Source organism: Klebsiella sp. SYXHC3 (assembly GCF_057196925.1).
In genome coordinates this window covers 95,756-120,987 of the sequence record NZ_JBXUNG010000005.1, presented here as the reverse complement: position 1 = coordinate 120,987, position 25,232 = coordinate 95,756, and the positions used below count along the sequence as shown (strand labels likewise).

The window sequence follows — 25,232 nt, the reverse complement described above, 5'->3', positions numbered from 1 at the left end:
TTTCCTCGCAGGGTTTCATTATGTTTATCAGGAAAACGATGTAGAGATATCATGCCTTACTTCAGCTTGACGCCTCTGGTTTCTGGCGCCAGCCACACCACCACCATTGCCGCCAGGAAGGCGACCACGGTAGTCGCCAGTCCCGCAGTGAAACCGCCGGCGCTGGCCACAGCGCCGATGAGCAGGGGCGCGATAAATCCGCCCAGCCGGCCTCCGTTGTAGGCGAGCCCCATCAGGAAGCCACGCGATGACGTGTCTCCGATGATTTCTGCAAGGAATGGTCCAGATCCGGCAAAAATCCCGTTAACACCAAAACCAGCCATGAAAATCGCCAGCATCAGAATGAAGGGTTGAGTGGTCACAAGGTAAAGCGCGACGGCAATGGCGCCCGTTAACAGATAAATCAGGAACATCGGACGGCGTCCCCATTTATCCGCCAGTACTGAAAAGACCAGAAAACCTGCGATCGCCCCGACCTGCAGCGCGAGCACAAATTTCAGGCTATGTAAAAAATCCAGATGTTTTACTTCTCGTAGATAGGTGGGTGTCCAGGTAAATACCCCCCAGAATAGATACTGAATAAAGAAGATAAAGACGAAAGCCAGCAGCAGGCCTTTCAGATTGTGTTTGCCCAGTTTCGAGGCAGGTTGAGTGCGCTTAGCTTTCCCCTGCTGTCGTGCAAGCCAAACCTGTGATTCCGGCGTGAACCAGGCCACCACGCTCATAATGAATACCGGCAGCGCGCCGATCATAAACAGATAGCGCCATGCGCCCTGCTCCAGGCCGCCGTTAACCGAGCTCACGATTGCCGTCAGGCTGATAGCCAGAATAGCGCCAACGGGTAAGCCCATTTGCATCAAAGCACCGCCGCGCGCGCGCCGCTCTGGCCGCCAGGTTTCAGCAATCAGCGCCGCACCTGACGTCCACATTCCGCCCATACCCAGCGCACCGCAAAAACGCAAAAGTGCGAAATGCTGTTGATCGTGCGTAAAGGCTAACAGTCCGGAAAAGAGTGAATAGATGGCGATACAGGTCATGGCCGTTTTTACCCGACCAATTTTATCGGCGATAAAACCAAACAGGATCCCGCCGATGATCTGTCCACCGGCCGTGACGCTGATAAACAGTCCAAGTTCGCTTTTATTCACGCCAAACACCACTCCTAATACCGGCAATAATAATGAGAGTAGAAATGAGTCGTAGCTTTCAAATGCCCAGCCAAGGCCGCCCAGCGCCAGAGTTCGTTTCTCAGCCACGTGCTGAGGCAAAGCGTCAGGCGTCGCTTTAGTCGCAGTAAACTGCTTGAGCTCGCTTTTACTGGTCATTGATATTCTCCACAGAGGTTATCCGGTAGCAGGTTGCGGCAGTGCGCCAGAACAACTGCGCCTGTTCATCAGGGGAAGCCTGTTGCGCCAGGCGTTTGCACGCATTCCAGAAGACGCCGTAGCTGAACATGCCTTTGTCGACCGGAAAGTTACTCGCAAACATGCAGCGTTCCGCACCGAAAAGAGCAATGATGGTCTCAAACCACGGTTGCCATGCCTGTGCCAGCATTTGCGAATCCGGCGGCGTTTCTGCCGCTGCGAAGGGAAATCCCCTGACCGTCATACCAAATCCGCTAATTTTTACGCATACGTTCGGCAGTTCCGCCAGATGTCGCATACTGCTTCGCCACTGCTGAAACATGTCAGGATCTCTTTCTGAATAAGGCCCTACGCCGACAGGCCCGCCGCAGTGATCGAGCACAATCTGTAGCGTTGGTATTTGCCGCGCCAGCTCGGCAATTTCATCCAGTTGCGTGTGGTAAACCCACACATCAAGCGACAATCCATTTTTCGCAAGGCAGGCAGCGCCCCGGCGGAACGGTTCGCTCAGGGCCAGTCCTGCCGGTGGTGTAACCGGGCTGGACGTGACCCGCGGATCCGGATGCCAGGCCAATGGATTACGCATTCCGCGCAACCGCCCGCCTGATAAAGCCAGCGCGCTCTCGATGGCAGGCTGCATCGCATCGCCCGCCAGCAAGCTCAGGCCGCCGATGATGGCTTCACATCCAAGAGCGTTTGCATAATGTCCGCTGGCGAACATCGCGGCTATTCCGCTGGCAAACTCAATTTCACCAAGCGGTTTCAACGTTTCCGGCCCGTGGCGACGCAACATAGAGCGGCATTGCACGTAGACCGAGGAGAAAACGCGATGCCCTGAGGTCTGGATATCGTCGCTGAACTCATGGGTGAGATAGCGTCCGGTTTGCCGATCCCAGAGATGATGATGCGCATCAATAATGGGCAGCTCGGGTTGTAGTGGCGGCTCACGATGTAACGCAAGCCACTCGTTTCTGACCGCAAGATGCGGTGCGGTAACGATCTCCATGAACACCTCGCAATTGTTGTACCATGTACAACTGTGTTTTATTTTACAAAACTACTATAACGAGGCTGGCGTGTTTTTATCCAGTTAACGATTGGTTTAAATGATGTAAATAAGAGGTGAATCACAGATGTTTAAAGTCGCTAAAGAAGGAGAACGTTGAGAAAAAACAAAAACAAATTGAATTTCAATAAGTTATAATGATATGCCGCTAGTCGCAGCCAGATATCTGGCAAACCTTACGTCTGCCAGACCCATTCACTCTGTCCATTTACGGATGACTATTCGATGAGTAAATTGTTATATCGCCCTGGGGCTTTTCAGCTTCCAGACCAGCGCCATACCGCAGATCATCGCCACCGCCGCCAGTAACGGCAGTGAAGAAAGACCAAGCTTTGCCGATACCAGGCCGCCGACAAGCGCGCCAGTACCGATGGCGGCATTGAAAATGGCGACGTAGATCGCGGATGCCGGCTGCGTCGCCTCCCCTGCGCTACGCAACAGCCAGGTTTGCAAACCAACGAACACGATAGCCATGCCCGCGCCCCATACGCCGAGCAATACCGCGACGAACCAAACAGGAAGTGCTGACCCGCCCCTGATACTCAGCATCCCCAGCGCGCCTGCGCTGAGCAGCAGTGATGTCATAATCAGCACTCGGATATGTCGATCGATGAGTTTGCCGGCGATGAGATTTCCCAGCAGCCCGGAAAGTCCTGACATCAGTAACAGCGCGGAAATCGCCGATGTCGGTATACCACGGGTTTGCGTTAGCAACGGCTCAAGATAGGTGAAGGCAGCAAAATGCGCGGAAATAATGCAATCTGTAGCGCCGAACAATGAAAGCAGTAGCGGATTTTTAACTATCCCAACGTAAACTTTCAGCCTCAACGGCTGCGGAGCCGCCAGCGTGGGAAGCGTCCAGAGCAAAGCCACGGCGGCGGCTAATGAGAGTAGTGAAATCGCGCTGAATGCCTGTCGCCAGCCGACCATGTCGGCAATAAAGCTCGATAGCGGCACGCCCAGCACGCTGGCCGCCGAAACACCGGCGAAAATCACCGAGGTGGCCAACCCCAGTTTATCAACCGGTACCAGTTGTACCGCCACGGTGCCTATTAGCGCCCAGAATGCGCCATGCGCCAGCGCCCCTGTCATCCGCGCCGTCATAAACGTCTGCATGGTGTGCGACTGCGTCGCCGCCAGACAAGAAAATGCGAGGATTAACATCAATACAATCAATAGCGCCTTCCGTGAAATCCGGGCGGGGATCGCGCCGGCCAGTAAAGCGGCCAGCGCGGCCACCCAGCCATAAGCGGTGACGGCAAGACCCGCTCCCGCCTGCGACTGATGCAAATCGTTCGCCAGCGCGCTGAGCATACCGACCGGCGCCAGTTCGCTGGTCACAATCGAAAATGCGCTGACTCCCAGCGCAACTACGGCGAGCCATGCGCGCACTGGCGTCGGGTTGGCCTGTAAAACGAGGTCGTTCATGTCTTCTGTATCCCTGAGTAAATGGCTAAAAAAGAGTTGGCTTGCCTGATACGGTTGAAGTTCCGCGTCGTTGCTTATTGCCTTCTCTTGAGGTGAAGTGCAGTATCATTCCAGGAGAAGTGATAAAACAGACATGAAAACGGAGAGCCGTTTTCCAAAAATGGAAAATAATGAAAGCAGATTTTAACTGGGACGATACGCGGATTTTTCTGGCTGTGGCCCGCTCAGGTACGCTAAGCGGCGCGGCAGAAACTATGGATATGGGCATCGCAACCCTGTCACGAAGACTCGACCGGCTGGAAAAATCATTGGCCGTCCCCCTTTTCAGCCGGCATCAAAGCGGCTACCGGCTAACGGATGATGGCGAGGCGCTGCTGGCGCGAGCAGAGGCGCTTGAGCATGCAGGGCTCGCTTTTGGCGAGACGGCGAGGCTGCAGGGGAACGTGGCCGGACTGGTCCGGCTGGCTACCTCGGACAACCTGGCGGCGCATTTTATTCTGCCTTCACTCAACGGCTTGATGGAAAAATATCCCGACCTGCGGGTCGAGGTGCTCAGCGGCGTGCAATCCGTCAACCTGCATCGACGGGATGCCGATTTAGCCATTCGAATGGTCAAACCGGAAAGCGGCAACCTGACGCTGAAGCGTCTCGGGAAGGTGGGGTTTGGTCTGTACAGCGCCGATACCGGACTAGCAGGCTCTACTGACGTCGCGTTCAACCATGCTCAGTACATTGGCTGGCCAGAATCACACCAGCATCTGCCCGCCGCGCGCTGGATAACTCGAACGCTTCGCGGCAGGCCGTGCCGGGTGGAAGCCAACACGCTGCTGGCGCAGCTGTCGGCGGTCTCAGCCGGCCTGGGGTTGGGCGTGTTGCCACACTTTATGGCGCGGAAAAATGGCCTGCAGTGCGTGAATGCGGATATCGGCGTCGACCAAAACCTATGGCTGGTGATGCATTCCGATTTAGCCCATTCGCGGCGCGTCAGAGTGGTGGCCGATCATTTAATTGCCCTGTTTGATGAGATTAAAGATCAGCTGACATCGCCATAACTCTGTAAGCGCTCGCCGCCAGATATAGCCCGATGCCGTAGGCCAGGTGCGCCAGCAGGCTCAGCGAACGCGCCAGCCATGGTCGGGGAGTCCGTGAGGCCGCGACGCCAAAACCAAATGCGGGCTGCAGGATCAAGAACGGCGCGAATAAGGTTACGACCCCTGACAGCAGCGCTGTCGCCAGAGTGGGGGCATAAAACCAATCGGAGCCGCTCAACACAAGCGGCACCGCCGCAAAAGCGATACCGATCAGATAATGACATAACCAGCCGATAAAACGCTCCCCCTCTAGCGGAGGGGTTGCGGCGATGGTGTTATGCCGCACTTTCCCTAGCGAAAGCCATAACGCCCAGCGACCGACCAGCGCATAGTTCAGCGGCGCAATCTTGAGTATATGCTTCTGAAAGAGCGACCATAAATCCATGACTAACGTGGCGCCGAGGCCCGTCAGCAAAATTTGCACAGCAACAATCATCTTCAATTTATTCTTCCTTTTATGCGTCAATGCTACTCTGTCGACGAGTGTGCAACTTAAAGCGAGGTTTAAGTCAATCATGAAAGAACTGGATATCCGCGAGGTCGCGGCGCTGTCCGGCATTACGCCTTCAGCGCTGCGGTTTTATGAAAAGAAAGGTTTGATCAAGCCGATTGGTCGTCATGGTCTGCGAAGGCAGTACCATGAAAATGTGCTGAATAAGCTGGAACTGATCGTGTTTGGACAGGCCGCCGGCTTTTCGCTTTCTGAAATAGCCGGGATATTTAACGCTGACGGCAAGATAGCCATTGATAACCAACGGCTTGAGCAGCGCGCGCAGGAAATTGATAACACCATTCGTCGGTTACAGCTGTTAAGCCAGGGGCTAAAACACGCCGCCCGCTGTACTGCGCCGGAACATATGCAATGCCCTGAATTTAAAAAAATTGTGGCGAAAGGAATTCGGCTCTTAAAATGATCGTCCCTGAGCGATGCCGCTTTTTACTCAGATTACGGGGTAATTATGGCGCCCCTAACAAGACGTGTAGTACCAGGTTACCGCCAACGAAGCAGACCCCACTGAGATATAAACAACCTCAGTCCATCTTATGAAAATTGGAGTCCCGTTTTCATCTCAAACCAACCAAAAGGTAATGGCGATCACGACAACTGCGAATATCGCTGTCGATCCCCAGGCAAAAGAAGGCCAGAATGTTACTGCGAGCATCCCGAATCCAAGAATAAGTAGTACCGGGATCAGGGTGCTGGCAAAGTACTTCAATTGAGTAGACAACCATCGTTTTAAAAAATTATTCATCTGATAACCCGCATAATTGCGTCAGCAATGTCATTGTCTGATGTTGGTGTGAGAAAGTGGTGATCGTTTATACCGATAACATGTATTTGATCTAGTTATATAAAAGTAGTGAGGATGATTATCCTCCACAGGGTTCATTGGGAAAAGGAAAAACAATTGACGAGAGATGACTTTTCAACCAAATAGTCGCTTGGGCGAGTTAGTTCCCAAGGCCCCCCCCACTTCCGCCTGATAAAAAAAGGGCACCTCACCCCGCGTACACAGAGAGAACGGGATGACGTGCCAAGGTGCTAAATGAAAAAGTGGTTATTCGTGATTAGCGATTCATCTGAAACAGCGACATGCCCTGCATATCGCTGAAAGTTTTATAAGATGCCTGCAGCGCCGCCTGCTGCATAAAATAAGAAGAGATAGATTCCGCAAGATCAGCATCGGTCAGGGCGCTCATCTGCAGCTGGTTGGTCATATCACGCTCTTTACCGATGCTATCGAGTTGATCCATCTCCTGCAGCTGGTTACCCAGCTCGGCGCGCACGCTCAATACCTTGTTGTAGGAGTTATCGAGGCCGCGGTTGGCCTTCGCCAGCGCATCGTTCACCTGCTGTTTGGTGGCGTCATCGGCCCCCTGCAGCGGCGTTCTCAACGCCTCCAGCGCAATATCGATACTGGCGAACACATCGGCGACCGGCGCGCTGCCGTCCGGTTCCGGCTTCGGATTGCTGGTCAGCGCCATAAATACCGAATTACCGGTATGGCCGATGGTCATCGTACGGTTGGCGTCGACCTTCTGTTCAACGGTTTTATTGCCGCCCTGATAGCTAATCTTGCCGTTAGTATCGACAAACGGCGGCTTATCATTCTCATAGCCGCCAAACAGGTAGCGTCCGTTGCCGTCGGTACTGTTGGCCTGGTTGAGCAGTTGATCCTTCAGCCCCTGTAGCTGGGTCGCCAGCGAATCGCGGTCGTTATCGCTCTCGGTGCCGCCGGCGTTAACGATCAGCGCCTTGATATCAGAAATCGTCGAGGTGGCTCCGGAAAGCACGGTCTCTTCCATCGATACGCTCTGGCGGGCGAAAGTGCGCGCCAGGGTGTACTGATTGTTCTCGGCCTGTGATTGCGACAGCATCACCGCCCGCGATGCCGCCAGCGGATCGTCGGAGGGATTAATCACCTTCTTGCCGGTTGAAAGCTGCTCGGCGGCCTTCATAAACAGCGACTGATTGCCGGTGATGCCGGTCATGTTCTGTTGGTACATCATGCTGGTGCTCATGCGCATGCTGTCAGTTCCTCAATACAATCAACGAATATTCAGCAGCGCGTCGAACAGCGAGCTGGCGGTCTGGATCACCTGGGCGTTCGCCATGTAGTACTGCTGGAAACGCAGGAGCTCGCCATACTCTTCGTCGAGGTTTACCCCGGAGAGCGACTGCTGTTGACGGGCCAGTTGGGTGACGATACTGGACTGCGATTCGCTGCTCACCTTCGCGGCGGCGGTCTGGTTGCCCACGCCGCTGACGATCCCGGCGTAGGCGCCGCTAAGCGTCGCTTTGCCATCCACCAGGTTTTTGGTCTGCAGATCGAGCAGTTTTTTAGCGTTATCGTTATCGCCGCGGCCGCTGTCATCTTTACCGGCGGCGGCGATTTTCGCTGAATCGGTAATCGCCACTTTCAGGTTGCCCGCCACGTCGCTGACCGGCTTCACCGTAAAGCTATCTTTCTGCTGCGGGTTGCCATCAATACTGACTTCGAGACCATCAAAGCTCAGCGTCGGGTTACCGGCTGCATCTTTACCGGCGGTGGCGTTGACTTTGACGTTGTCCGGCAGACGGCTGACCTGCCAGTTGGCGCCGTCATACTCTACGCGGTAATCGTTGGCTTTTACCTTGCTGGTATCGGTATAGGAGACCGACAGCGAGGCATCGCCGGTATTGCGCGTGTTATCAACCACCCGCGCGCCGCTGAAGCTGAAGAAATCGCCCCCCTGCTCACCGTTGAGATCGAAGCCCTCGCGGTGTTGCTGGTTAAAGCTATCGGCCATCGCCAGCGCCAGTTGGCCGAGCTGATTGCGCACGCCGTCCAGCGTCTCGCTGCGAAAACGCAGTACGCCGCTCAGGCTGCCGCTGGTGATCTGCCCTTCCGGCACTTCGCTGGCGCCGCTGCCGCGGTTATAGCCGAGAGTCAGGCGCGAAGAGTCGCTGCTGGAAGGGATCGCTTCCACCTGATAGCTGTTGTTGCCCTGCACCAGGGTCAGGCCGTTGGCGAAGGAGACGGTATAGGCGTCGCCGTCCTGCTGGGTTACCTGAACGCCCACCAGTTGGTTGAGTTCGCTGACCAGCTGATCGCGCTGATCGAGCAGCGCGTTCGGTTCGCCGCTGGCGCTGCCGCGCAGGCGGGTAATCTCATCGTTAAGACGGGCAATCTGCTGGCTATAGCTGTTAATCTGCTGGGCGGTGTCGTTAATTTGCTGATTAACGCCGCTATCCATGTCGCGCAGATATTTATCGGTATTATTAAACTGGTTAACCAGGCCGTTAGCCTTGCCCAGCACCGTCTGGCGCGCCGCGTCGTCGCCGGCGTTGCTCACCAGGTTCTGCAAATTGGTGAAAAAATCCTGCAGGCTGCCCGACAGGGTATTGGTTTTGCTGGCTAGCAGATTATCGATCTGCGAAATCTTTTCGTAGTAGGCGTTCTGCGAACCGGCCGCGCTCTGCGCGCCGCGCAGCTGGTTGGTGATGAACTGGTTATATTCGCGGTTCACGCTGGTCACGGTCACGCCGTTACCGATAAAACCGTTCATGGTGGCCAGGCCGCCGTTTTGGGCCAGAATCGCCGTCTGCCGGTTATAACCCGCCACGTTGTAGTTAGAGATATTGTTGCTGACGGTACTGAGCGCCACCTGCGCCGCATTCAGTCCGCTCATCGCCGTATTGATTAAGCTATTGGACATCAGGGTTCCTTATGCTGCCAAGTCAATTCGCTCAGCTTGCCCTTGTTATCGACCGGAGAAGTAAAAACTTGAGTAAATCTGCCTGCAAAATTCCGCAGCCGCTTTTATGCCGGATGGCGCTACGCTTATCCGGCCTACGCGCTGTGCGATTTGGTAGCCCGGAGAAGGCGCGACCTCCGAACCTAGAACAGATCGTTAATATCCGCGGCATAGGCTTTCACCGCCTGCGCCCCGGCGTGCTTCATCTGCTGAATCACGCTGACCAGCTTGCTGGCGTACTGCGGGTCGGTGGCGTAACCTGCGCGCTGCAGCTCGTGCGCCGCCTGCTCCGGAGTGGACGCTTCGGCAACCGAGGCATAGCGCGGGTTGTTGGTCAGCAGCTTGACGTAATCAGCAATCGCCGAGAAGTACGAATCGTAGACACGGAATTTGGCCTTCACCTTCTTCGCCACCCCCTGTTCAAACTCAGTGGTGGTGATCTCGGTAACCGGTCCCTTCCAGTTGCCCCCGGCTTTAATACCAAACAGGTTGTAGCTCGGCGTACCGTCAGCGGTCGGGATTTCGCGCTGCCCCCAGCCGGATTCCAGCGCCGCCTGGGCGACAATCAGCTGATGCGGGATCCCGCTGCGCTCACTGGCGGCGCGCGCCGGCATTGACAGACGGGCAACAAAATTGCCGTTGTTGAGCGATAGCGGCGCGGCGGCCGGCGGCTCTTTCGGCACCGCCCGGCGGATCATCTGCTCCAGCGCCTGATTCGGCAGCGTCTGCAGCACCTCATTATCCAGCGCCATCGGCGCGGTGCCCGCCGTTTCGCTGGGGACCGCGTTGGCGTTGCTCATCTGCTTGACCATCATGTCGGCCAGCCCTAATCCCTTTTGCGACATCTGCTGAGCAATCTGCTGATCGTACATCGAGGTGTAAAGCCGGGTCTGGTCGCTGCTGAGTACGCCATCCTGCGGTAGCGCGGCGCGCATGCTCTTTAGCATCATCTGTACAAACATGCCTTCGACCTGCTGCGCCACCTGCTTAAGGTTACCCTGAGGATCGGCGGCGGCATCGCGCTTCAGGCCGTTCAGCGCCTGGGCGTCATAGGCTGCGCCCGACATCGCCATAACATCGCTGGCCATTAGATAATTTCCAGTTTGGCGCGCAGGCAGCCGGCGCTTTGCATGGCTTGCAGAATCGACATCAGGTCGATTGGCGTCGCTCCCAGCGCGTTCAGCGCGCGCACCACATTGTTGAGGTTGGCGCTGGCGTTGATTTTCTGCAGTGAACCGCCCTGCTGCTGCATTGAAATCTGGGTATTCGGCGTCACCACCGTCTGACCGCCGCCAAACGGCGTCGTCGGCTGGCTGACGCTGGTTTGTCTGTCGACCACCACCGACAGGTTACCCTGAGCCACCGCGCAGGAATCAAGGATGACCTCGCGATTCATCACCACCGAACCGGTACGCGAGTTGATGATCACTTTGGCGTCCATGGCGCCAACGTTAACGTTGATATTCTGGATCTCGGCGAGGAAACGCACCTGCGAGCTATTGCCCTGCGGTACCAGTACCTGAATGGTACGCGCATCGAGCGGCGATGCGGTGCCGCCGCCGCGCTGGCGATTAATCGCATCGCTAATCTGCTGCGCGAGGGTGAAATCTTCATCATTGAGCTGCAGGTTGAGCACCCCACCGCTGCCGAACGTGGTCGGCAGTTCGCGCTCGATAGTGGCGCCGTTGCTGATGCGTCCGCCGGCCAACTGATTGACCTGTACGCTGCTGCCGCCCGCCGCCGCGCCGGCGCCGCCCACCAGCACGTTGCCCTGCGCCAGCGCATAAACCTGGTTATCCACCCCTTTGAGCGGTGTCATCAGCAAGGTCCCGCCGCGCAGGCTTTTGGCGTTGCCCATTGATGAGACCACCACATCGATATTCTGCCCTGCGCGCGCGAAAGGCGGCAGCTTCGCCGTGACCATCACCGCGGCGACGTTCTTAAGCTGCATGTTGGTGCCCGGCGGCACGGTAATACCGAGCTGCGATAGCATGTTGCTCAGGCTTTGGGTGGTAAACGGCGTTTGCATGGTCTGGTCGCCGGAGCCGTCGAGCCCCACCACCAGGCCGTAGCCGATTAAGGCGTTATCTCGCACGCCCTGTACCGTCACCAGATCGCGAATACGCTCCGCCGTCGCCGGTAAGCTGGCCGCGCCGATTAATAGCGCAATGATGAGTTTTTTAACCATGTGAATCTCTTTTCAGTAACAGCGCAAATGGCCCGCTCATTAGTACGGGGAGACGTTGAGGAAGAACCGCTGCAGCCAGCCCATCGTCTGCGCTTCATTGATGTAGCCGTTGCCGACATACTCGATGCGCGCGTCCGCCACCTGCGTTGAGGTAACCGAGTTGCTACCGCTGATGGTGCGCGGGTTAACTACCCCGGAGAAGCGGATGAACTCGGTGCCCTGGTTAATGGCGATCTGTTTTTCCCCCACCACGTGCAGGTTGCCGTTGCTCAACACCTGATTAACGGTGACGGTAATGGTGCCGTTGAAGGTGTTATTGGCGTTCGCCCCGCCTTTACCGCCGAAACTGTTATCGCCGGAAATATCCATATCGGCGCGGGCGTTGCCCAGCAGGCCGTCTAAGTAGCGCGGCGCGGTGGCGACGCCAAACTTGCTGGAACCGTTACGGCTGGCATTGGCGGAAGAACTCTTGCTGGCGCTGACGTTTTCCTGCAGCACGATGGTCAACGTGTCGCCAACATTGCGCGGGCGACGGTCTTCAAACAGCGGCTGATAGCCGTAGTTCATCGGCTGCGCGGCCTGAAAAATTGAGCCGTTCGGTACCGGCGCGGTCGGCGGCGCGGGCTGCGCCGAGGTCGAACCATCGACCAACGGTTTATGCGGAATGTACGCGCAGCCGCTCAGCGTCAGCATCACCATGCCCGCCAGCAAGCGTTGTCCCTGGCGCGGCAGGGTGGCCATCGAATGTGTGGTTACCACGGGGTATCGCCTTTGTTACACCAAAAAAGCGACGGGCGCGGCAGGCGACGCCCGTCATCAAACATTACAGCTGGGTCAGTTTCTGCAGCATCTGATCCGACGTCGAAACCGCTTTGCTGTTGATCTCATAGGCGCGCTGGGTCTGGATCATATTAACGAGCTCTTCCGCCACGTTGACGTTAGAGGTCTCGACATAACCCTGGTAGAGCATACCGGCGCCGTTCAGGCCCGGCGTGCTCTCATTCGGCGCGCCGGAGCTTTCAGTTTCCTGGTACAAGTTCTCACCCACGCTTTCGAGGCCGCTGTCGTTAATAAAGGTGGTTAACGTCAGTTGCCCAACCTGCTGGGCGGCGGTCTGACCCTGCTGGGTGACGCTCACGATGCCATCGCGGGCGATGGTAATGGTCAACGCGTTGGCCGGAATAGTGATCGCCGGCTGCACCTGGAAGCCGCTGGCGGTCACCAGTTGGCCGTTCTGATCGATCTGGAACGAGCCGTCGCGGGTGTAAGCCTGGCTGCCGTCCGGCAGCAGCACCTGGAAGAAGCCCTGGCCTTTAATCGCCACGTCTTTGCTGTTGTTGGTCTGCGACAGATTGCCCTGGCTATGCAGACGCTCGGTGGCGACCGGGCGCACGCCGGTACCGATCTGCAGGCCGGAAGGCAGCGTGGTCTGTTCGGAGGACTGCGCCCCCGGCTGGCGCATGGTCTGATACAGCAGATCTTCAAACACCGCGCGCTGGCGTTTAAAACCGTTGGTGCTGACGTTCGCCAGGTTGTTGGCGATCACGTCCATATTGGTCTGCTGCGCATCAAGACCGGTTTTCGCAATCCATAAAGAGGGAATCATTGGTTATTTCCTTTGGCCGCGGGCCGACTGGCTATCAGCTGACTGACAGCAGAGAATTCGCCCGCTGTTCGTTCTCATCCACGCTGTGGATGACCTTCATTTGCATTTCAAAGCGACGGGCGTTGGCGATCATATCGACCATGGTCTCCATCGGCTTGACGTTACTGCCCTCCAGCACGCCCGGCATGACCCGCACCTGCGGGTCGTTGGCCAACAGATTGCCGCGGCGCTGCTGGGTTTCCGGGGTCAGGCGGAACAGGCCGTCATCGCCGCGCATCACTTCGCGCGCATCGGCTTTCACCAGCTTCAGGCGGCCAATCTGCGCGATGGTGTTCGGTGGGTCACCGGGGTTCAGCGCCGAAATGGTGCCGTCGGCCGCGATAGTGATTTCCGCCGATGGCGGTACCTCAATCGGCCCGCCGTCGCCCTGCAGCGGCATTCCCTGCACCGTCAACTGACCGTTAGCCGAAACCTGAATGCTGCCGTTGCGGGTATAGGCTTCGCCGCCGCCCGGCAGGCTGAGCGCCAGAAAACCGTCCTGCTGCAGCGCCACGTCCAGCGGGCGCCCGGTGTAGTTCAGCGCCCCCTGGCTCATATCGGCACCCGGCGTCGAGGCCGCCACCAGCGTGCGGGTGGCGAGGCTCGGCCCGTCAACCGGCACCGCGCGCAGCGCGGCGAGCTGGGCGCGAAAGCCCGGCGTCGAGGCGTTGGCGAGATTGTTGGCGGTAATCGACTGTTGCTCCAGCGTCTGGCGCGCGGCGCCCATCGCGGTATAAATCGCGTGATCCATAACTCAGTTCCGTTAGCGCAGGCTGACCAGCGTCTGCAGGATCGAATCCTGCGTCTTGATGGTCTGGGCGTTGGACTGATAGTTACGCTGGGCAACAATCATGTTCACCAGCTCCTGGCTCAGGTCGACGTTGGAAGACTCCAGCGCGCCGCTGGTCAGCTTGCCAAAACCGCCGCCGCCGGAGAGTCCCACCCGTGGCTGGCCCGAGGCGCCGGTCTCCTGCCAGACGTTATCGCCCTGTGACGCCAGCCCTTCCGGGTTGGAGAAGTTGGCCATCACAATCTGCCCCAGGACCTGGGTCTGCTGGTTGGAGTAGATACCGACGACGGTACCGTCATCGTTAATCTGGAAGTTGGTGTATTCGCCGGCGGCATAACCATCCTGCGCCACTTTACTCACCGAGTCGCTACCGACGTTCTGCTGCATACTACCGGCGAAGCTAAGCGTGAAGTTCTGCGCCGGTGCGCCGTCTTTCGCGCTCATCGGAATGGTCATGCTGAACTCGCCCGCCTGGCCGTTAACGCTGACCAGGTTGCCGCTGGTATTGAACTCCATGGTGCCCGCGCTGACCGCAGCCGCGCTGCCGTCCTGGGTATAGACCTGCCATTTGTTATCGTCGGTTTTCACGAAATAGGCGTTGATGTTGTGGGCGTTACCCAGCGAATCGTAGGCGGTGATGGTGTTGACGTAGTTATAGCTGTCCTGCTTCGCCGGGTCGAAGGTCTTGTTCTCCGGCACTTTATGCGTCGACTTTAGGTTGGCGACCATTTCGCCGGAAGTCGATGCTTTGGCGTTCATCATCCCTTCCGGAATGCTCAGCGGTACCGGGTTGGCACCCTGCTGAATGGTCGGCGGCGTGCCGGCGGCCGGATAGCCGGTCAGCTGCAGCCCCTGCATATTGGTCAAATTACGGTTTTCGTCCAGCTTAAACTGGCCGTTGCGGGTATAGAAAATACCGCCGTCTTTATCCTGCATGCGGAAGAAGCCGTTGCCGTTAATCGCCACATCCAGCGCGCGGCTGGTGCCGGTAGTGGTGCCGCCTTTAAAGTTCTGGGTGATCCCGGAGACTTTAACCCCCAGTCCGACCTGCGAACCGGCGAACATATCGGCGAACGACACGCTGCCGGATTTGAAACCCGCAGTCGCGGAGTTAGCGATATTGTTGCCAATCACGTCGAGATTGGTGGCCGCCGCATTTAAGCCGCTGACTGCCTGAGAAAAGGCCATGTTACTCTCCAAATATTGAGGATATCGATAAAATCAGGTGCGAATTACAGGATCTGCCGCACTTCTTCGAGACTGGCGTTACCGGCCAGGCCGAGATCCAGCTTCGCGCCGTTGCTGTCGTTAATCACACCGTTAACCATGCCGAAGTGCAGGCTACGCGCCACCAGCTGCTCGCCGTTGCCCTTGGCGTTAATCGCCACTTTATAGGCACCGTCCGGCGCGGCGGTACCATCATCCAGCGAGCCGTCCCAGGTGAAGGCGTGCACCCCGGCGGTGAGGCCGCCAATCTCAATGGTCCGCACCACCTGGCCGTTGGCGTTGGTGATGGTTGCCGTCACCTGGTCGGCGGCGCGCTCCAGTTCGACGCCAAACGGCGTGGTGCTGACCTGGCCTTCTTTGCTGCCGACCAGAATGTTATTACCCGGTACCATCACGCCGTGGCCGATCAGCGCGCTGGCCTGCAGCGACTGGTTGCTGTTGATCTGCCCGGAGATCGCGCCAAGGGTGGTGTTGAGTTTTTCGATGCCTTGTACGGTATTAATCTGCGCCAGCTGCGAGGTAAGCTCGTTGTTCTGCATCGGGTTGGTCGGGTCCTGATTTTTCAACTGCGCCACCAGCAATGTCAGGAAGCTGTTATGCAGATCCTGGCTGGTGCTGCTTTTGCTGGCGGAATCAAGAACCGCGTTGTTGGTCGATTCATTGGTGGTTGCGGCAATAGCCATCGGGAGCTCCGGTTACTGACCCAACGTCAGGGTTTTCATCATCATCGACTTAGTGGTGTTGAGCACTTCGACGTTGGCCTGATAGCTGCGGGAGGCGGAGATGGTGTTAACCATTTCGCTTACCACATCGACGTTCGGCATCCGTACATAACCCTTAGCATCGGCCAGCGGATTACCCGGTTGATAAACCATCCGCGCGGGCGCCGGGTCATCGACCACCTGCGAGACGCGCACGCCGCCTGTCTGCTGCCCTGGTGCCGCGGCCACTTCGAACACCAGCTGCTTCGCGCGATAGGGTTCGCCATCCGGGCCGGTGACGCTATCGGCGTTGGCCATATTGCTGGCGCTGACATTCATCCGCTGTGACTGGGCCGAGAGCGCCGAGCCGGAGATATCAAAAATATTGAGTAAAGACATTGGCCTTATCCTTGTTGCAGCACCGACATCATCCCTTTGATCTGACCGTTGAGCAGCGTCAGGTCGGTCTGATATTTCAGGCTGTTGTCAGCGAAGTTGGTGCGTTCACGATCCATGTCCACCGTGTTGCCGTCCATCGACGGCTGGTCCGGCACCCGGAACAGCAGATCCAGCTCCGGCGGCTGCATGGTCTGCGCCGGAATATGACGCGCCGCCGTCAGGTTCAGCGCCATGCCGTTGCCGTTTACCCGCCCCTGTTGCAGGACTTTATTCAGTTGGCTGGCGAAATCGATATCCCGCGCCTGATAGCCCGGCGTGTCTGCGTTGGCGATATTGGCGGCCAGTATTTCCTGGCGCTGGGCGCGCAGGTTCAGCGCCTCCTGGCCAAAACGCAGAGCAGCGTCCAGTTTGTCGAGCATGCTCCCTCCGCAAGGTTAGAATTTGGAGCCGACAGCATAAACGCCCCCTGCGCCAACCTATCGCGGGAATAGGGGCAAAATGGGCCGCTATTTATCTGTTTAGTCCCTCGGGGCAGTCGTTACACTTAACCCCTTTCCGGGTGGCGTGAGGGGAACGCGATGAAAAGTAAAATCCTGCTGGTCGGCCTGCTGTGCAGCCTGAGCGCCCGCGCCGACACGCTGGCGACGCAAATCGAAAGCTTCATTAAAAGCAAATTCAACGATAATGCCGTGCAGGTGAAAGTGCTGGTGCGCACGCCGCCCGCTCAGTGGCCGCCGTGTGAATTACCGCAGCTGTCGCTGCCGCCCAATGCGCGAATCGGCGGCAATATCAGCGTCTCCGCCCGCTGCGGGCAGGAGCGGCGGTTTATTCAGACCCAAGTGCAGGTATTTGGCCGTTATCTGGCGGCGGCGCGCGGTATTAGCGGCGGAACGCCGCTGACCCCGGCGGATGTGGTGCTAAAATCAGGCAGGCTCGATACCCTGCCGCCGCGTACGCTGACCGACAGCAAAAAAGCGCTGGGCGCGGTGACGCTGCGGAATATCAGCCCAGGCCAACCGCTGACGCTCTCTATGTTGCGTCGCGCGTGGGTGATCAAAGCCGGTCAGCCAGTGCAGGTCATGGCCGAGGGGGACGGCTTTAGCATCAGCGGTGCCGGTAAGGCGATGAATAACGCGGCAGCCGAAGATAGCGTGCGCGTGCGCATGGTTTCCGGCAAAATCGTCAGCGGTATCGCCGGGGAGGATGGATCCATCCGTATTACGTTATAAAAAAGTAAAGGTTTGCCAGCCCCTGCCGATAACCCCATTAGAAACCCATTTTGGAGATGGACCATGAGTATCGATCGCACCCAGCGGTTACAGCCGGTTTCCACGGTGCAGCCGCGTGAAACCCCGGCCGACAACCCGCTTCAGCCGCGCAAGGCCACCGCGGCGGAAACCGCCGTTAGCGCCACCAAAGTGAAACTGAGCGATGCGCAGGCGCGGCTGATGCAGCCGGGCACCCAGGATATTGATATGAACCGGGTCGAGGCTATCAAACAGGCGATTCGTAGCGGCGAGCTGAAAATGGACGCGGGCAAAATCGCCGACGCCCTGCTGCAGGATGCGCACAACGATATCCAGCGCCTTGCCGGTAGCAAAACAGATAAGGCCTGATGATGGACAGATTACGCACTCTGCTGGATAAACTGGCGGAAACCCTGCGGGCGCTGGATGACGTGCTGGCGCAAGAGCAACAATTGCTGTGTGCGGATGAACTGCCCGGCGTGGCGCTACAGCGCGTCACCGATAGCAAGAGTCAACTGCTGGCGACGGTGGCCTGGCTTGAACAACAGCGCCCGGCGCTGGAAGCCAACCTTGCGCTACGCGCGCCTTACCAGGGCCATGAAAGCTTCAGCGAACGCTGGCGGCAGATCCAGCAGTTAAGCCAGAGCCTGCGTGAAAAGAATCAGCATAACGGCCTGTTGCTCAATCAACAGATCGCCCATAACCAGCAGGCGCTGGCAATTCTTAGCAAGAATAATAAATCGCTGTACGGGCCGGACGGTCAGTCGCGCGCCGCCAGTCTGCTGGGCCGTAAAATCGGCGTCTGACACCCTTTCTCTGTATTTCCCCCATGGCGACGGTTATCCGTAGCGCCGTTTTTTGTCAGGTGGCGCTACGCTTACCTGACCTACGCCGGCATGTGATCTGTAGGCCCGCGCAAGCGCAGCGCCGCCGGGCAATAACCGCGGGTAACGAGCCATTTTCGCGCCGGATGGCGGCTGCGCCTTATCCGGCCTACGGTCTGTATTAATACAAAACTTTCCCCTGCGACTACTGATAATTAACGATAACCTGATTGGCAATCGCCCGCAGCGGCGGGTTTAACGGCCCGCGGGTCTGTACGGAATAGACAAAACGCAGCGGCCCATCTGCCGCCTCGCCTGCCAACGCGTGGCTGGTGCCGCTGGCGCTGGTCAGTGGAATACAGCGATTCAGGCTACATAAATGCACCTGCAGCCCCGCCGGCTCCGCTGACAGCAGACGATAGCGCCAGCTAACGGTCTCGATGCGCGCATTGCCGCCAGGCAGCGTATTGGGCGGCAGCAGCGCGGCGGAAGAATCACTCATCCCGCCCTGTTCAAGGGTGACGCCGGGCCCTTCGGCAATCCATGAGCCCGATGCCGCGCCGGCGGTAACCGGCAATAAAAGGCACAATAAAGGAAGATAGCGCGTCATCAGGCCGCTCCAATGGTTGAGGTCATGCGAATCTGGCGATCGTCGTTGATCTCCAGGTTGGAAAGCACCGCCATCTGCGGCAGGCTACGGCGCAGGAAGCGCGCCAGTAGCGGGCGCAGCGCGTGGTTAACCAGCAGCACCGGCGGCGCGCTGAGCATCTCCTGGCGCTGCAGCGCCTGCCGCGCCTGCTCCAGCAGGCGGTCGGCAAGCCCCGGTTCGAGACCGCCGCCGCCCTGCAGCGCCTGCAGCAGCAGTCGTTCCAGTTGGGTATCCAGGCCGATAACCTGAATTTCGCCATTGCCAGGGAACCACTGCTGGGCAATCGCCCGCCCCAGCGCCACGCGCACGACGGTGGTCAGCTCGTAAGGATCGCTTTGCGTTGGCGCATGTTCCGCCAGCGTCTCGATAATGGTACGCATATCGCGGATCGATACCCGCTCGGCCAGCAGATTCTGCAACACCTTATGCAACGTGGTCAGCGACACCACGCCCGGTACGAAATCTTCGGTCAGCTTCGGCATCTCCTGCGACACGCGATCGAGCAGTTGCTGCGTCTCCTGGCGGCCAAACAGTTCGCTGGCGAACTGGCCGATGAGATGGTTGAGATGGGTCGCCACCACCGTACTGGCCTCCACCACCGTATAGCCCTGAATTTGCGCCTGCTCGCGCAACGCGCTATCAATCCATACCGCCTCCAGACCGAAGGCCGGATCGATAGTTTTATCCCCCGCCAGCTCGCCGATAGCGTTGCCGGGGTTGATCGCTAGCCAGCGCCCAGGCTGCGCTTCGCCGCTGCCGATTTCCACGCCTTTCATCAGAATGCGGTAGCGGGCGGGCGCCAGTTCGAGGTTATCGCGGATATGCACCACCGGCGGCAGATAGCCCATCTCCTGGGCGAATTTCTTGCGGATCCCGCGGATACGCCCCAACAGCTCGCCATTTTGCTGAAAATCGACCATCGGGATCAGCCGGTAACCCACTTCCATGCCCAGCGGATCTTCCAACTGTACGTCCGCCCAACTGGCTTCCGCGGCCTGGGTATTCTCCTGCACGATGGGTTCGTCGGCGGCTTTTGGCGCCTGTTTTTCGCGCCCGCGCAGCCACCAGGCCAGCCCGAGCAGCGCGGCGGTAAACAGCAGGAAAACCAGGTTCGGCATCCCCGGCACCAGCCCCAGCAGCCCAAGTACCGCGGCACACAGCAGCATGACCTTCGGGTTATTGAATAGCTGGCCGACCATCTGTTCGCCGACATCCTGATCGGTCGCCACCCGGGTAACGATGACCCCGGCGGCGGTAGAGATCACCAGCGCCGGGATTTGCGCCACCAGCCCGTCGCCGATGGTCAGCAAGGTGTAGCTTTCCGCCGCCGCCCCCAGCTCCATACCGTGCTGCACCACGCCGACCAGCAGTCCGCCTACCACGTTAATCACCATAATCATTAGCCCGGCGATGGCATCGCCGCGAACAAACTTGCTGGCGCCGTCCATCGAGCCGTAGAAATCGGCTTCCTGCGTGACTTCCGCGCGGCGTTTTTTCGCCTCTTCTTCACCGATAAGCCCGGCGTTCATGTCGGCATCGATCGCCATTTGCTTACCCGGCATGCCGTCGAGTACGAAACGCGCCCCCACTTCGGCGATACGCCCGGCGCCTTTGGTGATAACCATGAAGTTGATCAGCACGAGGATGATAAACACCACGATACCAATGGCGAAATTACCGCCGACCAGGAAGTGACCAAAGGCCTCCACGACCCGCCCCGCGGCGGCGGCCCCGGTGTGCCCTTCCATCAAAATGATGCGCGTCGAGGCGACGTTGAGCGACAGGCGCAGCAGCGTCGAGAACAGCAGAATGGTCGGAAACGCGGCGAAGTCCAGCGTGCGCTGGGTAAACATCGCCACCAGCAGCACCATGATCGACAACGCGATGTTGAAGGTGAAAAGCAGGTCGAGGATAAACGCCGGCAGCGGCAGCACCATCATCGACAAAATCAGCAGGATCAGGATCGGGCCGGCCAGAACCTGCCATTGCGTATCTTTAACATTCCCCGGCAAACGCAGCAGGGAGGCCAAATTAGCCATCAGAGTCACTCTCTTTTGCAAAATCCAGTGCTTCCGGCACCGGTAAACGTTGAGGTTTTTTCGGGATCAGGCCGCCCTCGCGCCGCCAGCGGCGCAGCTGATAAACCCAGGCCAGCACTTCGGCGACCGCGGCATAGAGGGTGGCGGGAATATGCTGGCCAATCTCGCTATGGCGATAGAGCGCGCGGGCCAGCGGCGGCGCTTCGAGCATCGGAATACGGTGTTGCGCTCCCAGTTCACGAATGCGCAGCGCAATCTCCCCCGCCCCTTTAGCCAGCACCTTCGGCGCGCTCATTTTTTTATCGTTGTACTGTAGGGCGACGGCATAGTGGGTGGGGTTAGTGACTATCACGTCCGCTTTCGGCACATCGGCCATCATCCGCCGCTGGGCAATCGCCCGCTGCTGTTGACGGATCCGCCCTTTAACATGCGGGTCGCCTTCCTGATCTTTGAATTCGTCGCGGATATCCTGTTTGGTCATCTTCAGCTTTTTGAAGTGGCTCCACAGCTGATAAAAAACGTCAAACGCCACCATCGGCGTCAATCCGAGCACCACCAGAAATCCGCAATAGAGGATCATCTGCAGCGCATTGGCCAACGCGTCGAGCGGCTGTTGGGTCATCAAATGCAGCATCGCCGCCCAGTTGTGCCACAGGTACAGCCCGGTTACCCAACCGACCAGCGTGGCTTTGAGGATCCCTTTTAACAGCTCCGCCAGTACCTGAGTGGAGAACATGCGTTTCAGACCGGAAAGCGGATTCAGCCGTTTAAGATCGAATTTGAGCAACTTGGTGCTGAATAAAATGCCGCCAAGCAGCATCGGCGCGGCCAGCGCCACCAGCACCAGCCCGGCCATTACCGGCAGCAATGCCAGCACCGCCTGACGCAGCAGCATTCCCAGCTGGCGCAGCATTTGTTTGTCATTGCTGACCATCCCGTGGTCAAAGTGCAGGCCCTGCGTCAGCATCTCCGCCAGTTGGCGAGTGATATTGCTGCCGGACATCAGGATAATGGCGAGCCCGGCCACCAGCATCAGCACCGAGGTCAGCTCGCGCGAGCGTGGGATCTGGCCCTCTTCACGCGCCTTCTCCAACCGGTGGGCGGTGGGGGCCTCGCTTTTTTCCAGATCGCTGTCTTCCGCCAAGCCTGCAGTTCCTGTGTCGGGAGGGTAAAGAATGGCGGTCAGCATGCCAAAAAAATGGCGAAGTCATTGGCGGAACAACGGCGAAAAAGAGGGGTTATTTCATGGATGAGGGAAAAGCGGCAGGGGCGCAGCGACTGCGCCCCGCCTGGTCAGAAACCGAGACTATCGAGCAGATCGTCAACCTGCGCCTGGTTGGCGATGACGCCGACGCCATTCTGGTCAAGCTGCGGGCCGTTGAGCAGGCTATCGTTGGCCCGTTTCTCTTTCACCGGCGGTTCCGGCATGTTTTCCATCAGCACCATCAGCAGCTGCTTTTCAATTTCCTGCACCACGTCCATCATGCGCTTGATAACCTGACCGGTCAGGTCCTGGAAATCTTGCGCCATCATGATTTCCATCAGTTGGGCGTTGGTAAAGGAAGTATGGCCCGGCACCTGATCCAGATACTCACGGGTGTCGGTCACCAGCGCGCGCGCGTCGTCCAGTTCGATCGGGTTAGCGAACCACTCATCCCAGCGCGATTTTAGCGCGCTGGCGCCGGACTCCAGCTCGGCCTGGCGCGGCTGCGCCGCCTCCACGCAGCTCAACGCCCGTTCCGCCGCCTGCGCCGTCATGGTGACAACGTAATCAAGACGGTCGCGGGCATCCGGGATCGCCTCGGCCGCCTGGGCAATCGCCTGATCGAGCCCCAGCTCGCGCATGCTGTCGCGCAGCATACGGGTGAGCTGGCCGATACGGGAGATTATCTCTCCCGCGGTCGCTGCATCGCTGGCAGGCATTGGAATCTCTCTCATCGCCCTCTCCTTACATGCCCAATTTTTCAAAAATCTTGTTGAGCTTTTCTTCCAGCGTCGCCGCCGTAAAAGGTTTCACCACATAACCGCTGGCGCCTGCCTGCGCGGCGGCAATAATATTTTCTTTTTTCGCTTCCGCCGTCACCATCAATACCGGCATCGCCGCCAGCGCGGCATCGGCACGAATGGTCTGCAGCAGCTCCAGGCCGTCAACGTTAGGCATGTTCCAGTCGGAGACCACGAAATCAAAGCTGCTGGCCCGCAGCTTATTTAGCGCGTCCGCGCCATCTTCCGCCTCTTCGACGTTGTTGAAGCCGAGCTCTTTAAGCAAATTTCTGATGATACGACGCATGGTGGAAAAGTCGTCGACGACCAGAAAACGGAGATTCTTATCTGCCATTACTACCCCTGAACAGTGTCATTTTTAACTCACTTCACACCACGCCGCCGGGACTTCCCGGCGGCGTGAATTTAAATTCGCAGCGCCTGGCCGCCGGCGATCTGCGCCAGCATGCGTTGGCTCATGCGCTCCAGTTCAACCACTTCGTTGACCCCACCGCTGGCGATGGCCTCGCGCGGCATGCCGAACACCACGCAGCTCACCTCACTCTGCGCCAGGGTATAGGCCCCGGCGCGATGCATCTCCAGCATTCCCTGAGCGCCGTCGTTGCCCATGCCGGTGAGGATCACCCCCACCGCATTGCGCCCGGCGTGGCGGGCCACCGAGCGAAACAGCACATCCACCGAGGGACGATGGCGATTTACCGCCGGGCCGTCGTGCAACTTGACCTGATAGTTAGCGCCACTACGCGCCAGCTCCAGATGGCGATCCCCTGGCGCAATATAGGCGTGTCCCGGGAGCACGCGTTCGCCCTCTTCCGCCTCTTTCACCGTGATCTGGCACAGCTTATTCAACCGTTCGGCAAACGAGCGGGTAAATCCCGGCGGCATATGCTGGGTGATCAGCAGCGCCGGACTGGTGGCCGGCAACGGTTGTAGCACCTGACGAATCGCTTCGGTGCCGCCGGTGGAAGCGCCAATGGCGATCAGCTTCTCGCTGCTCAGCAGCGGTCCGTGGCTTAAAATGGCCGGCGGCTGGTCATTGGCCCGCTGCGGCAGCCGCGCCCGTGCGGCGGTACGGATCTTTTCGCCTATCAGTTCGCTGTAAGCCAGCATGCCTTCGCGGATCCCGAGCTGCGGTTTGGTGACGAAATCCACCGCCCCCAGCTCCAGCGCGCGCAGGGTAATTTCCGAACCTTTACCGGTCAGCGATGAAACCATCACCACCGGCATCGGCCGCAGGCGCATCAGCTTTTCGAGGAAATCGAGGCCGTCCATGCGCGGCATTTCGACGTCCAGCGTCAGCACCTGTGGGTTAAATTTTTTGATCAGATCCCGTGCGACCAGCGGGTCCGGGGCCACCGCCACCATCTCCATATCGGCGTGGCCATTGACGATCTCGGTCATCAACTGGCGCATCAGGGCCGAATCATCAACACATAACACTCTGATTTTACTCATCACTTCTCCTTGGTCAGCCCATACACGGTCTGTCCACGCAGGTAGAAATCCCGGCTGATCTGGCTGAAATTCTCGGAGTGACCGGCAAACAGCAGCCCCCCCGGTTTAAGCAAGGGGACAAAGCGGCGCAGGATGCGCTCCTGCGTCGGTTTATCGAAATAGATCATCACGTTGCGGCAAAAAATCGCGTCGAACGCCCCCGGCAGCGCCCACTCCGCCGCCAGCAGATTCAGCGGCTGGAAGTTGACCCGCGCCGCCAGCTCCTGACGCACGCGCACCAGCCCCTGATGCGGCCCGGTGCCGCGCAGAAAATAACGCTGCATCTGGATTGGCGTCAGAGTGCGCAGATCTTCATGGCGATAAATCCCCGCTTCCGCTTTCTCCAGCACCTGGGTGTCAATATCGCTGGCCCAGACCTGGCAACTGCCCGCACGTTCCCCGAGCGCATCACCGAGCGTAATGGCGATGGAATAAGGTTCTTCGCCGGTCGAGGCGGCGGTGCTCCACACGCTATAGTTCCCGGGACGCGAGCGCGCATGCTCCGCCAGAATCGGAAAGTGGTGCGCCTCGCGAAAAAAGGCGGTCAGGTTGGTGGTCAGCGCATTGATAAACGCCTGCCACTCGGCGCTGTGCGGGTCGCTTTCCAGTAGCGCCAGGTAGTCGCCGAAATCATGAATGCCCAGCAGACGCAAACGGCGCACCAGCCGGTTGTACACCATCTCGCGCTTATGCGCCGCCAGCACGATCCCGGCACGCTGATAGATAAGTTGGCTGATGCGGCGAAAATGCGCGTCGGAGAGCGGCAGACGCTGAGCCATCTGCGCCAGCGCCGATCCGCTTTCACGCGCCGCGGTTGATGTCGTCTGCTTCATGCCG

27 protein-coding genes are annotated in these 25,232 nt (G+C 58.5%); 5 read left to right on the top strand and 22 right to left on the bottom strand.

Annotation, left to right across the window (positions count from 1 at the left end):
- Window positions 1-56 precede the first annotated feature (56 nt).
- The 3 genes from AC2CGP_RS14755 to AC2CGP_RS14745 form a co-directional block, all read right to left on the bottom strand.
- On the bottom strand, window positions 57-1,325 hold the full coding sequence (locus AC2CGP_RS14755) for an MFS transporter (protein ID WP_015704942.1): 1,269 nt from the start codon (window positions 1,323-1,325) through the stop codon (window positions 57-59).
- Complete coding sequence (locus tag AC2CGP_RS14750; protein ID WP_015367314.1) at window positions 1,315-2,370, bottom strand: amidohydrolase family protein; 1,056 nt, start codon at window positions 2,368-2,370, stop codon at window positions 1,315-1,317. Before AC2CGP_RS14750 ends, AC2CGP_RS14755 begins: the two co-directional genes overlap by 11 nt.
- Before the next feature lie 297 nt (window positions 2,371-2,667).
- A complete protein-coding gene (locus AC2CGP_RS14745; RefSeq protein ID WP_213759519.1) occupies window positions 2,668-3,858 on the bottom strand; it encodes an MFS transporter in 1,191 nt (396 codons plus the stop codon).
- Between the two features lie 170 nt (window positions 3,859-4,028).
- On the opposite strand from AC2CGP_RS14745, the gene AC2CGP_RS14740 reads away from it, so the two are divergent.
- Complete coding sequence (locus tag AC2CGP_RS14740; RefSeq protein WP_047041745.1) at window positions 4,029-4,910, top strand: LysR family transcriptional regulator; 882 nt, start codon at window positions 4,029-4,031, stop codon at window positions 4,908-4,910.
- On the opposite strand, the gene AC2CGP_RS14735 is transcribed toward AC2CGP_RS14740, so the two are convergent.
- Window positions 4,885-5,385: a DUF2938 domain-containing protein gene (locus AC2CGP_RS14735; protein ID WP_410172207.1), complete on the bottom strand. Its 501-nt coding sequence runs from the start codon at window positions 5,383-5,385 to the stop codon at window positions 4,885-4,887. The two genes, AC2CGP_RS14740 and AC2CGP_RS14735, sit on opposite strands and share 26 nt — an antisense overlap.
- A 79-nt stretch (window positions 5,386-5,464) precedes the next feature.
- Between AC2CGP_RS14735 and AC2CGP_RS14730 the strand changes: the two genes are divergently transcribed.
- Window positions 5,465-5,863 carry a helix-turn-helix domain-containing protein gene (locus AC2CGP_RS14730; protein WP_063443287.1) on the top strand — a complete coding sequence of 133 codons (399 nt, stop codon included), beginning with the start codon at window positions 5,465-5,467 and terminating at the stop codon, window positions 5,861-5,863.
- Window positions 5,864-6,518: 655 nt separating this feature from the next.
- On the opposite strand, the gene flgL is transcribed toward AC2CGP_RS14730, so the two are convergent.
- From flgL to flgB, 11 genes are all read right to left on the bottom strand, one after another.
- Window positions 6,519-7,478, bottom strand: a complete 960-nt coding sequence (gene flgL, locus AC2CGP_RS14725) for a flagellar hook-associated protein FlgL (RefSeq protein WP_015367320.1) — start codon at window positions 7,476-7,478, stop codon at window positions 6,519-6,521.
- A 21-nt stretch (window positions 7,479-7,499) separates the two neighbouring features.
- Window positions 7,500-9,149: a flagellar hook-associated protein FlgK gene (gene flgK, locus AC2CGP_RS14720; protein ID WP_042892837.1), complete on the bottom strand. Its 1,650-nt coding sequence runs from the start codon at window positions 9,147-9,149 to the stop codon at window positions 7,500-7,502.
- A gap of 182 nt (window positions 9,150-9,331) precedes the next feature.
- Complete coding sequence (gene flgJ, locus AC2CGP_RS14715; RefSeq protein ID WP_042892839.1) at window positions 9,332-10,276, bottom strand: flagellar assembly peptidoglycan hydrolase FlgJ; 945 nt, start codon at window positions 10,274-10,276, stop codon at window positions 9,332-9,334.
- Window positions 10,276-11,376 carry a flagellar basal body P-ring protein FlgI gene (locus tag AC2CGP_RS14710; protein WP_015367323.1) on the bottom strand — a complete coding sequence of 367 codons (1,101 nt, stop codon included), beginning with the start codon at window positions 11,374-11,376 and terminating at the stop codon, window positions 10,276-10,278. Before AC2CGP_RS14710 ends, flgJ begins: the two co-directional genes overlap by 1 nt.
- Window positions 11,377-11,415: 39 nt before the next feature.
- The gene (flgH, locus tag AC2CGP_RS14705; protein ID WP_015367324.1) at window positions 11,416-12,117 is read right to left on the bottom strand and encodes a flagellar basal body L-ring protein FlgH; all 702 of its coding nucleotides are present in this window, start codon (window positions 12,115-12,117) and stop codon (window positions 11,416-11,418) included.
- 82 nt (window positions 12,118-12,199) lie between these two features.
- Window positions 12,200-12,982 carry a flagellar basal-body rod protein FlgG gene (flgG, locus tag AC2CGP_RS14700; RefSeq protein WP_015367325.1) on the bottom strand — a complete coding sequence of 261 codons (783 nt, stop codon included), beginning with the start codon at window positions 12,980-12,982 and terminating at the stop codon, window positions 12,200-12,202.
- A 34-nt stretch (window positions 12,983-13,016) separates the two neighbouring features.
- Entirely contained in the window at window positions 13,017-13,772 is a 756-nt protein-coding gene (locus tag AC2CGP_RS14695; RefSeq protein ID WP_015704934.1) for a flagellar basal body rod protein FlgF, read from the bottom strand.
- Between the two features lie 12 nt (window positions 13,773-13,784).
- A complete protein-coding gene (gene flgE / locus AC2CGP_RS14690) occupies window positions 13,785-14,999 on the bottom strand; it encodes a flagellar hook protein FlgE (RefSeq protein WP_015367327.1) in 1,215 nt (404 codons plus the stop codon).
- Window positions 15,000-15,043: 44 nt separating this feature from the next.
- On the bottom strand, window positions 15,044-15,721 hold the full coding sequence (flgD, locus tag AC2CGP_RS14685; RefSeq protein ID WP_015367328.1) for a flagellar hook assembly protein FlgD: 678 nt from the start codon (window positions 15,719-15,721) through the stop codon (window positions 15,044-15,046).
- A gap of 12 nt (window positions 15,722-15,733) precedes the next feature.
- Entirely contained in the window at window positions 15,734-16,138 is a 405-nt protein-coding gene (gene flgC / locus AC2CGP_RS14680; protein WP_047076725.1) for a flagellar basal body rod protein FlgC, read from the bottom strand.
- 5 nt (window positions 16,139-16,143) lie between these two features.
- Window positions 16,144-16,557 (bottom strand): flagellar basal body rod protein FlgB, encoded by a 414-nt coding sequence (gene flgB / locus AC2CGP_RS14675; protein WP_015367330.1) that lies wholly within the window; start codon window positions 16,555-16,557, stop codon window positions 16,144-16,146.
- Window positions 16,558-16,716: 159 nt separating this feature from the next.
- On the opposite strand from flgB, the gene flgA reads away from it, so the two are divergent.
- From flgA to AC2CGP_RS14660, 3 genes are all read left to right on the top strand, one after another.
- Window positions 16,717-17,367: a flagellar basal body P-ring formation chaperone FlgA gene (gene flgA, locus AC2CGP_RS14670; RefSeq protein WP_015367331.1), complete on the top strand. Its 651-nt coding sequence runs from the start codon at window positions 16,717-16,719 to the stop codon at window positions 17,365-17,367.
- Window positions 17,368-17,430: 63 nt separating this feature from the next.
- Window positions 17,431-17,754 carry a flagellar biosynthesis anti-sigma factor FlgM gene (flgM, locus tag AC2CGP_RS14665; protein ID WP_015704933.1) on the top strand — a complete coding sequence of 108 codons (324 nt, stop codon included), beginning with the start codon at window positions 17,431-17,433 and terminating at the stop codon, window positions 17,752-17,754.
- A gap of 2 nt (window positions 17,755-17,756) precedes the next feature.
- The gene (locus AC2CGP_RS14660) at window positions 17,757-18,191 is read left to right on the top strand and encodes a flagella synthesis protein FlgN (RefSeq protein WP_015367333.1); all 435 of its coding nucleotides are present in this window, start codon (window positions 17,757-17,759) and stop codon (window positions 18,189-18,191) included.
- A 223-nt stretch (window positions 18,192-18,414) separates the two neighbouring features.
- Here the strand turns inward: AC2CGP_RS14660 and AC2CGP_RS14655 are convergent, their stop codons facing one another.
- From AC2CGP_RS14655 to cheR, 7 genes are all read right to left on the bottom strand, one after another.
- Window positions 18,415-18,819: a flagellar protein FlhE gene (locus AC2CGP_RS14655; protein ID WP_015367334.1), complete on the bottom strand. Its 405-nt coding sequence runs from the start codon at window positions 18,817-18,819 to the stop codon at window positions 18,415-18,417.
- Entirely contained in the window at window positions 18,819-20,897 is a 2,079-nt protein-coding gene (gene flhA, locus AC2CGP_RS14650; RefSeq protein WP_020079225.1) for a flagellar biosynthesis protein FlhA, read from the bottom strand. Before flhA ends, AC2CGP_RS14655 begins: the two co-directional genes overlap by 1 nt.
- The gene (flhB, locus tag AC2CGP_RS14645; RefSeq protein ID WP_475702352.1) at window positions 20,890-22,041 is read right to left on the bottom strand and encodes a flagellar biosynthesis protein FlhB; all 1,152 of its coding nucleotides are present in this window, start codon (window positions 22,039-22,041) and stop codon (window positions 20,890-20,892) included. The genes flhA and flhB overlap by 8 nt, the downstream gene beginning before the upstream one ends.
- A 149-nt stretch (window positions 22,042-22,190) precedes the next feature.
- Window positions 22,191-22,835, bottom strand: coding sequence for a protein phosphatase CheZ (gene cheZ / locus AC2CGP_RS14640; RefSeq protein ID WP_015367337.1), 645 nt, complete (start codon window positions 22,833-22,835; stop codon window positions 22,191-22,193).
- A gap of 10 nt (window positions 22,836-22,845) precedes the next feature.
- Window positions 22,846-23,235, bottom strand: coding sequence for a chemotaxis response regulator CheY (gene cheY, locus AC2CGP_RS14635; RefSeq protein ID WP_015367338.1), 390 nt, complete (start codon window positions 23,233-23,235; stop codon window positions 22,846-22,848).
- A 71-nt stretch (window positions 23,236-23,306) separates the two neighbouring features.
- The gene (locus AC2CGP_RS14630; protein ID WP_045386423.1) at window positions 23,307-24,356 is read right to left on the bottom strand and encodes a protein-glutamate methylesterase/protein-glutamine glutaminase; all 1,050 of its coding nucleotides are present in this window, start codon (window positions 24,354-24,356) and stop codon (window positions 23,307-23,309) included.
- Complete coding sequence (gene cheR, locus AC2CGP_RS14625) at window positions 24,356-25,228, bottom strand: protein-glutamate O-methyltransferase CheR (RefSeq protein ID WP_047076726.1); 873 nt, start codon at window positions 25,226-25,228, stop codon at window positions 24,356-24,358. Before cheR ends, AC2CGP_RS14630 begins: the two co-directional genes overlap by 1 nt.
- Window positions 25,229-25,232: the final 4 nt, after the last annotated feature.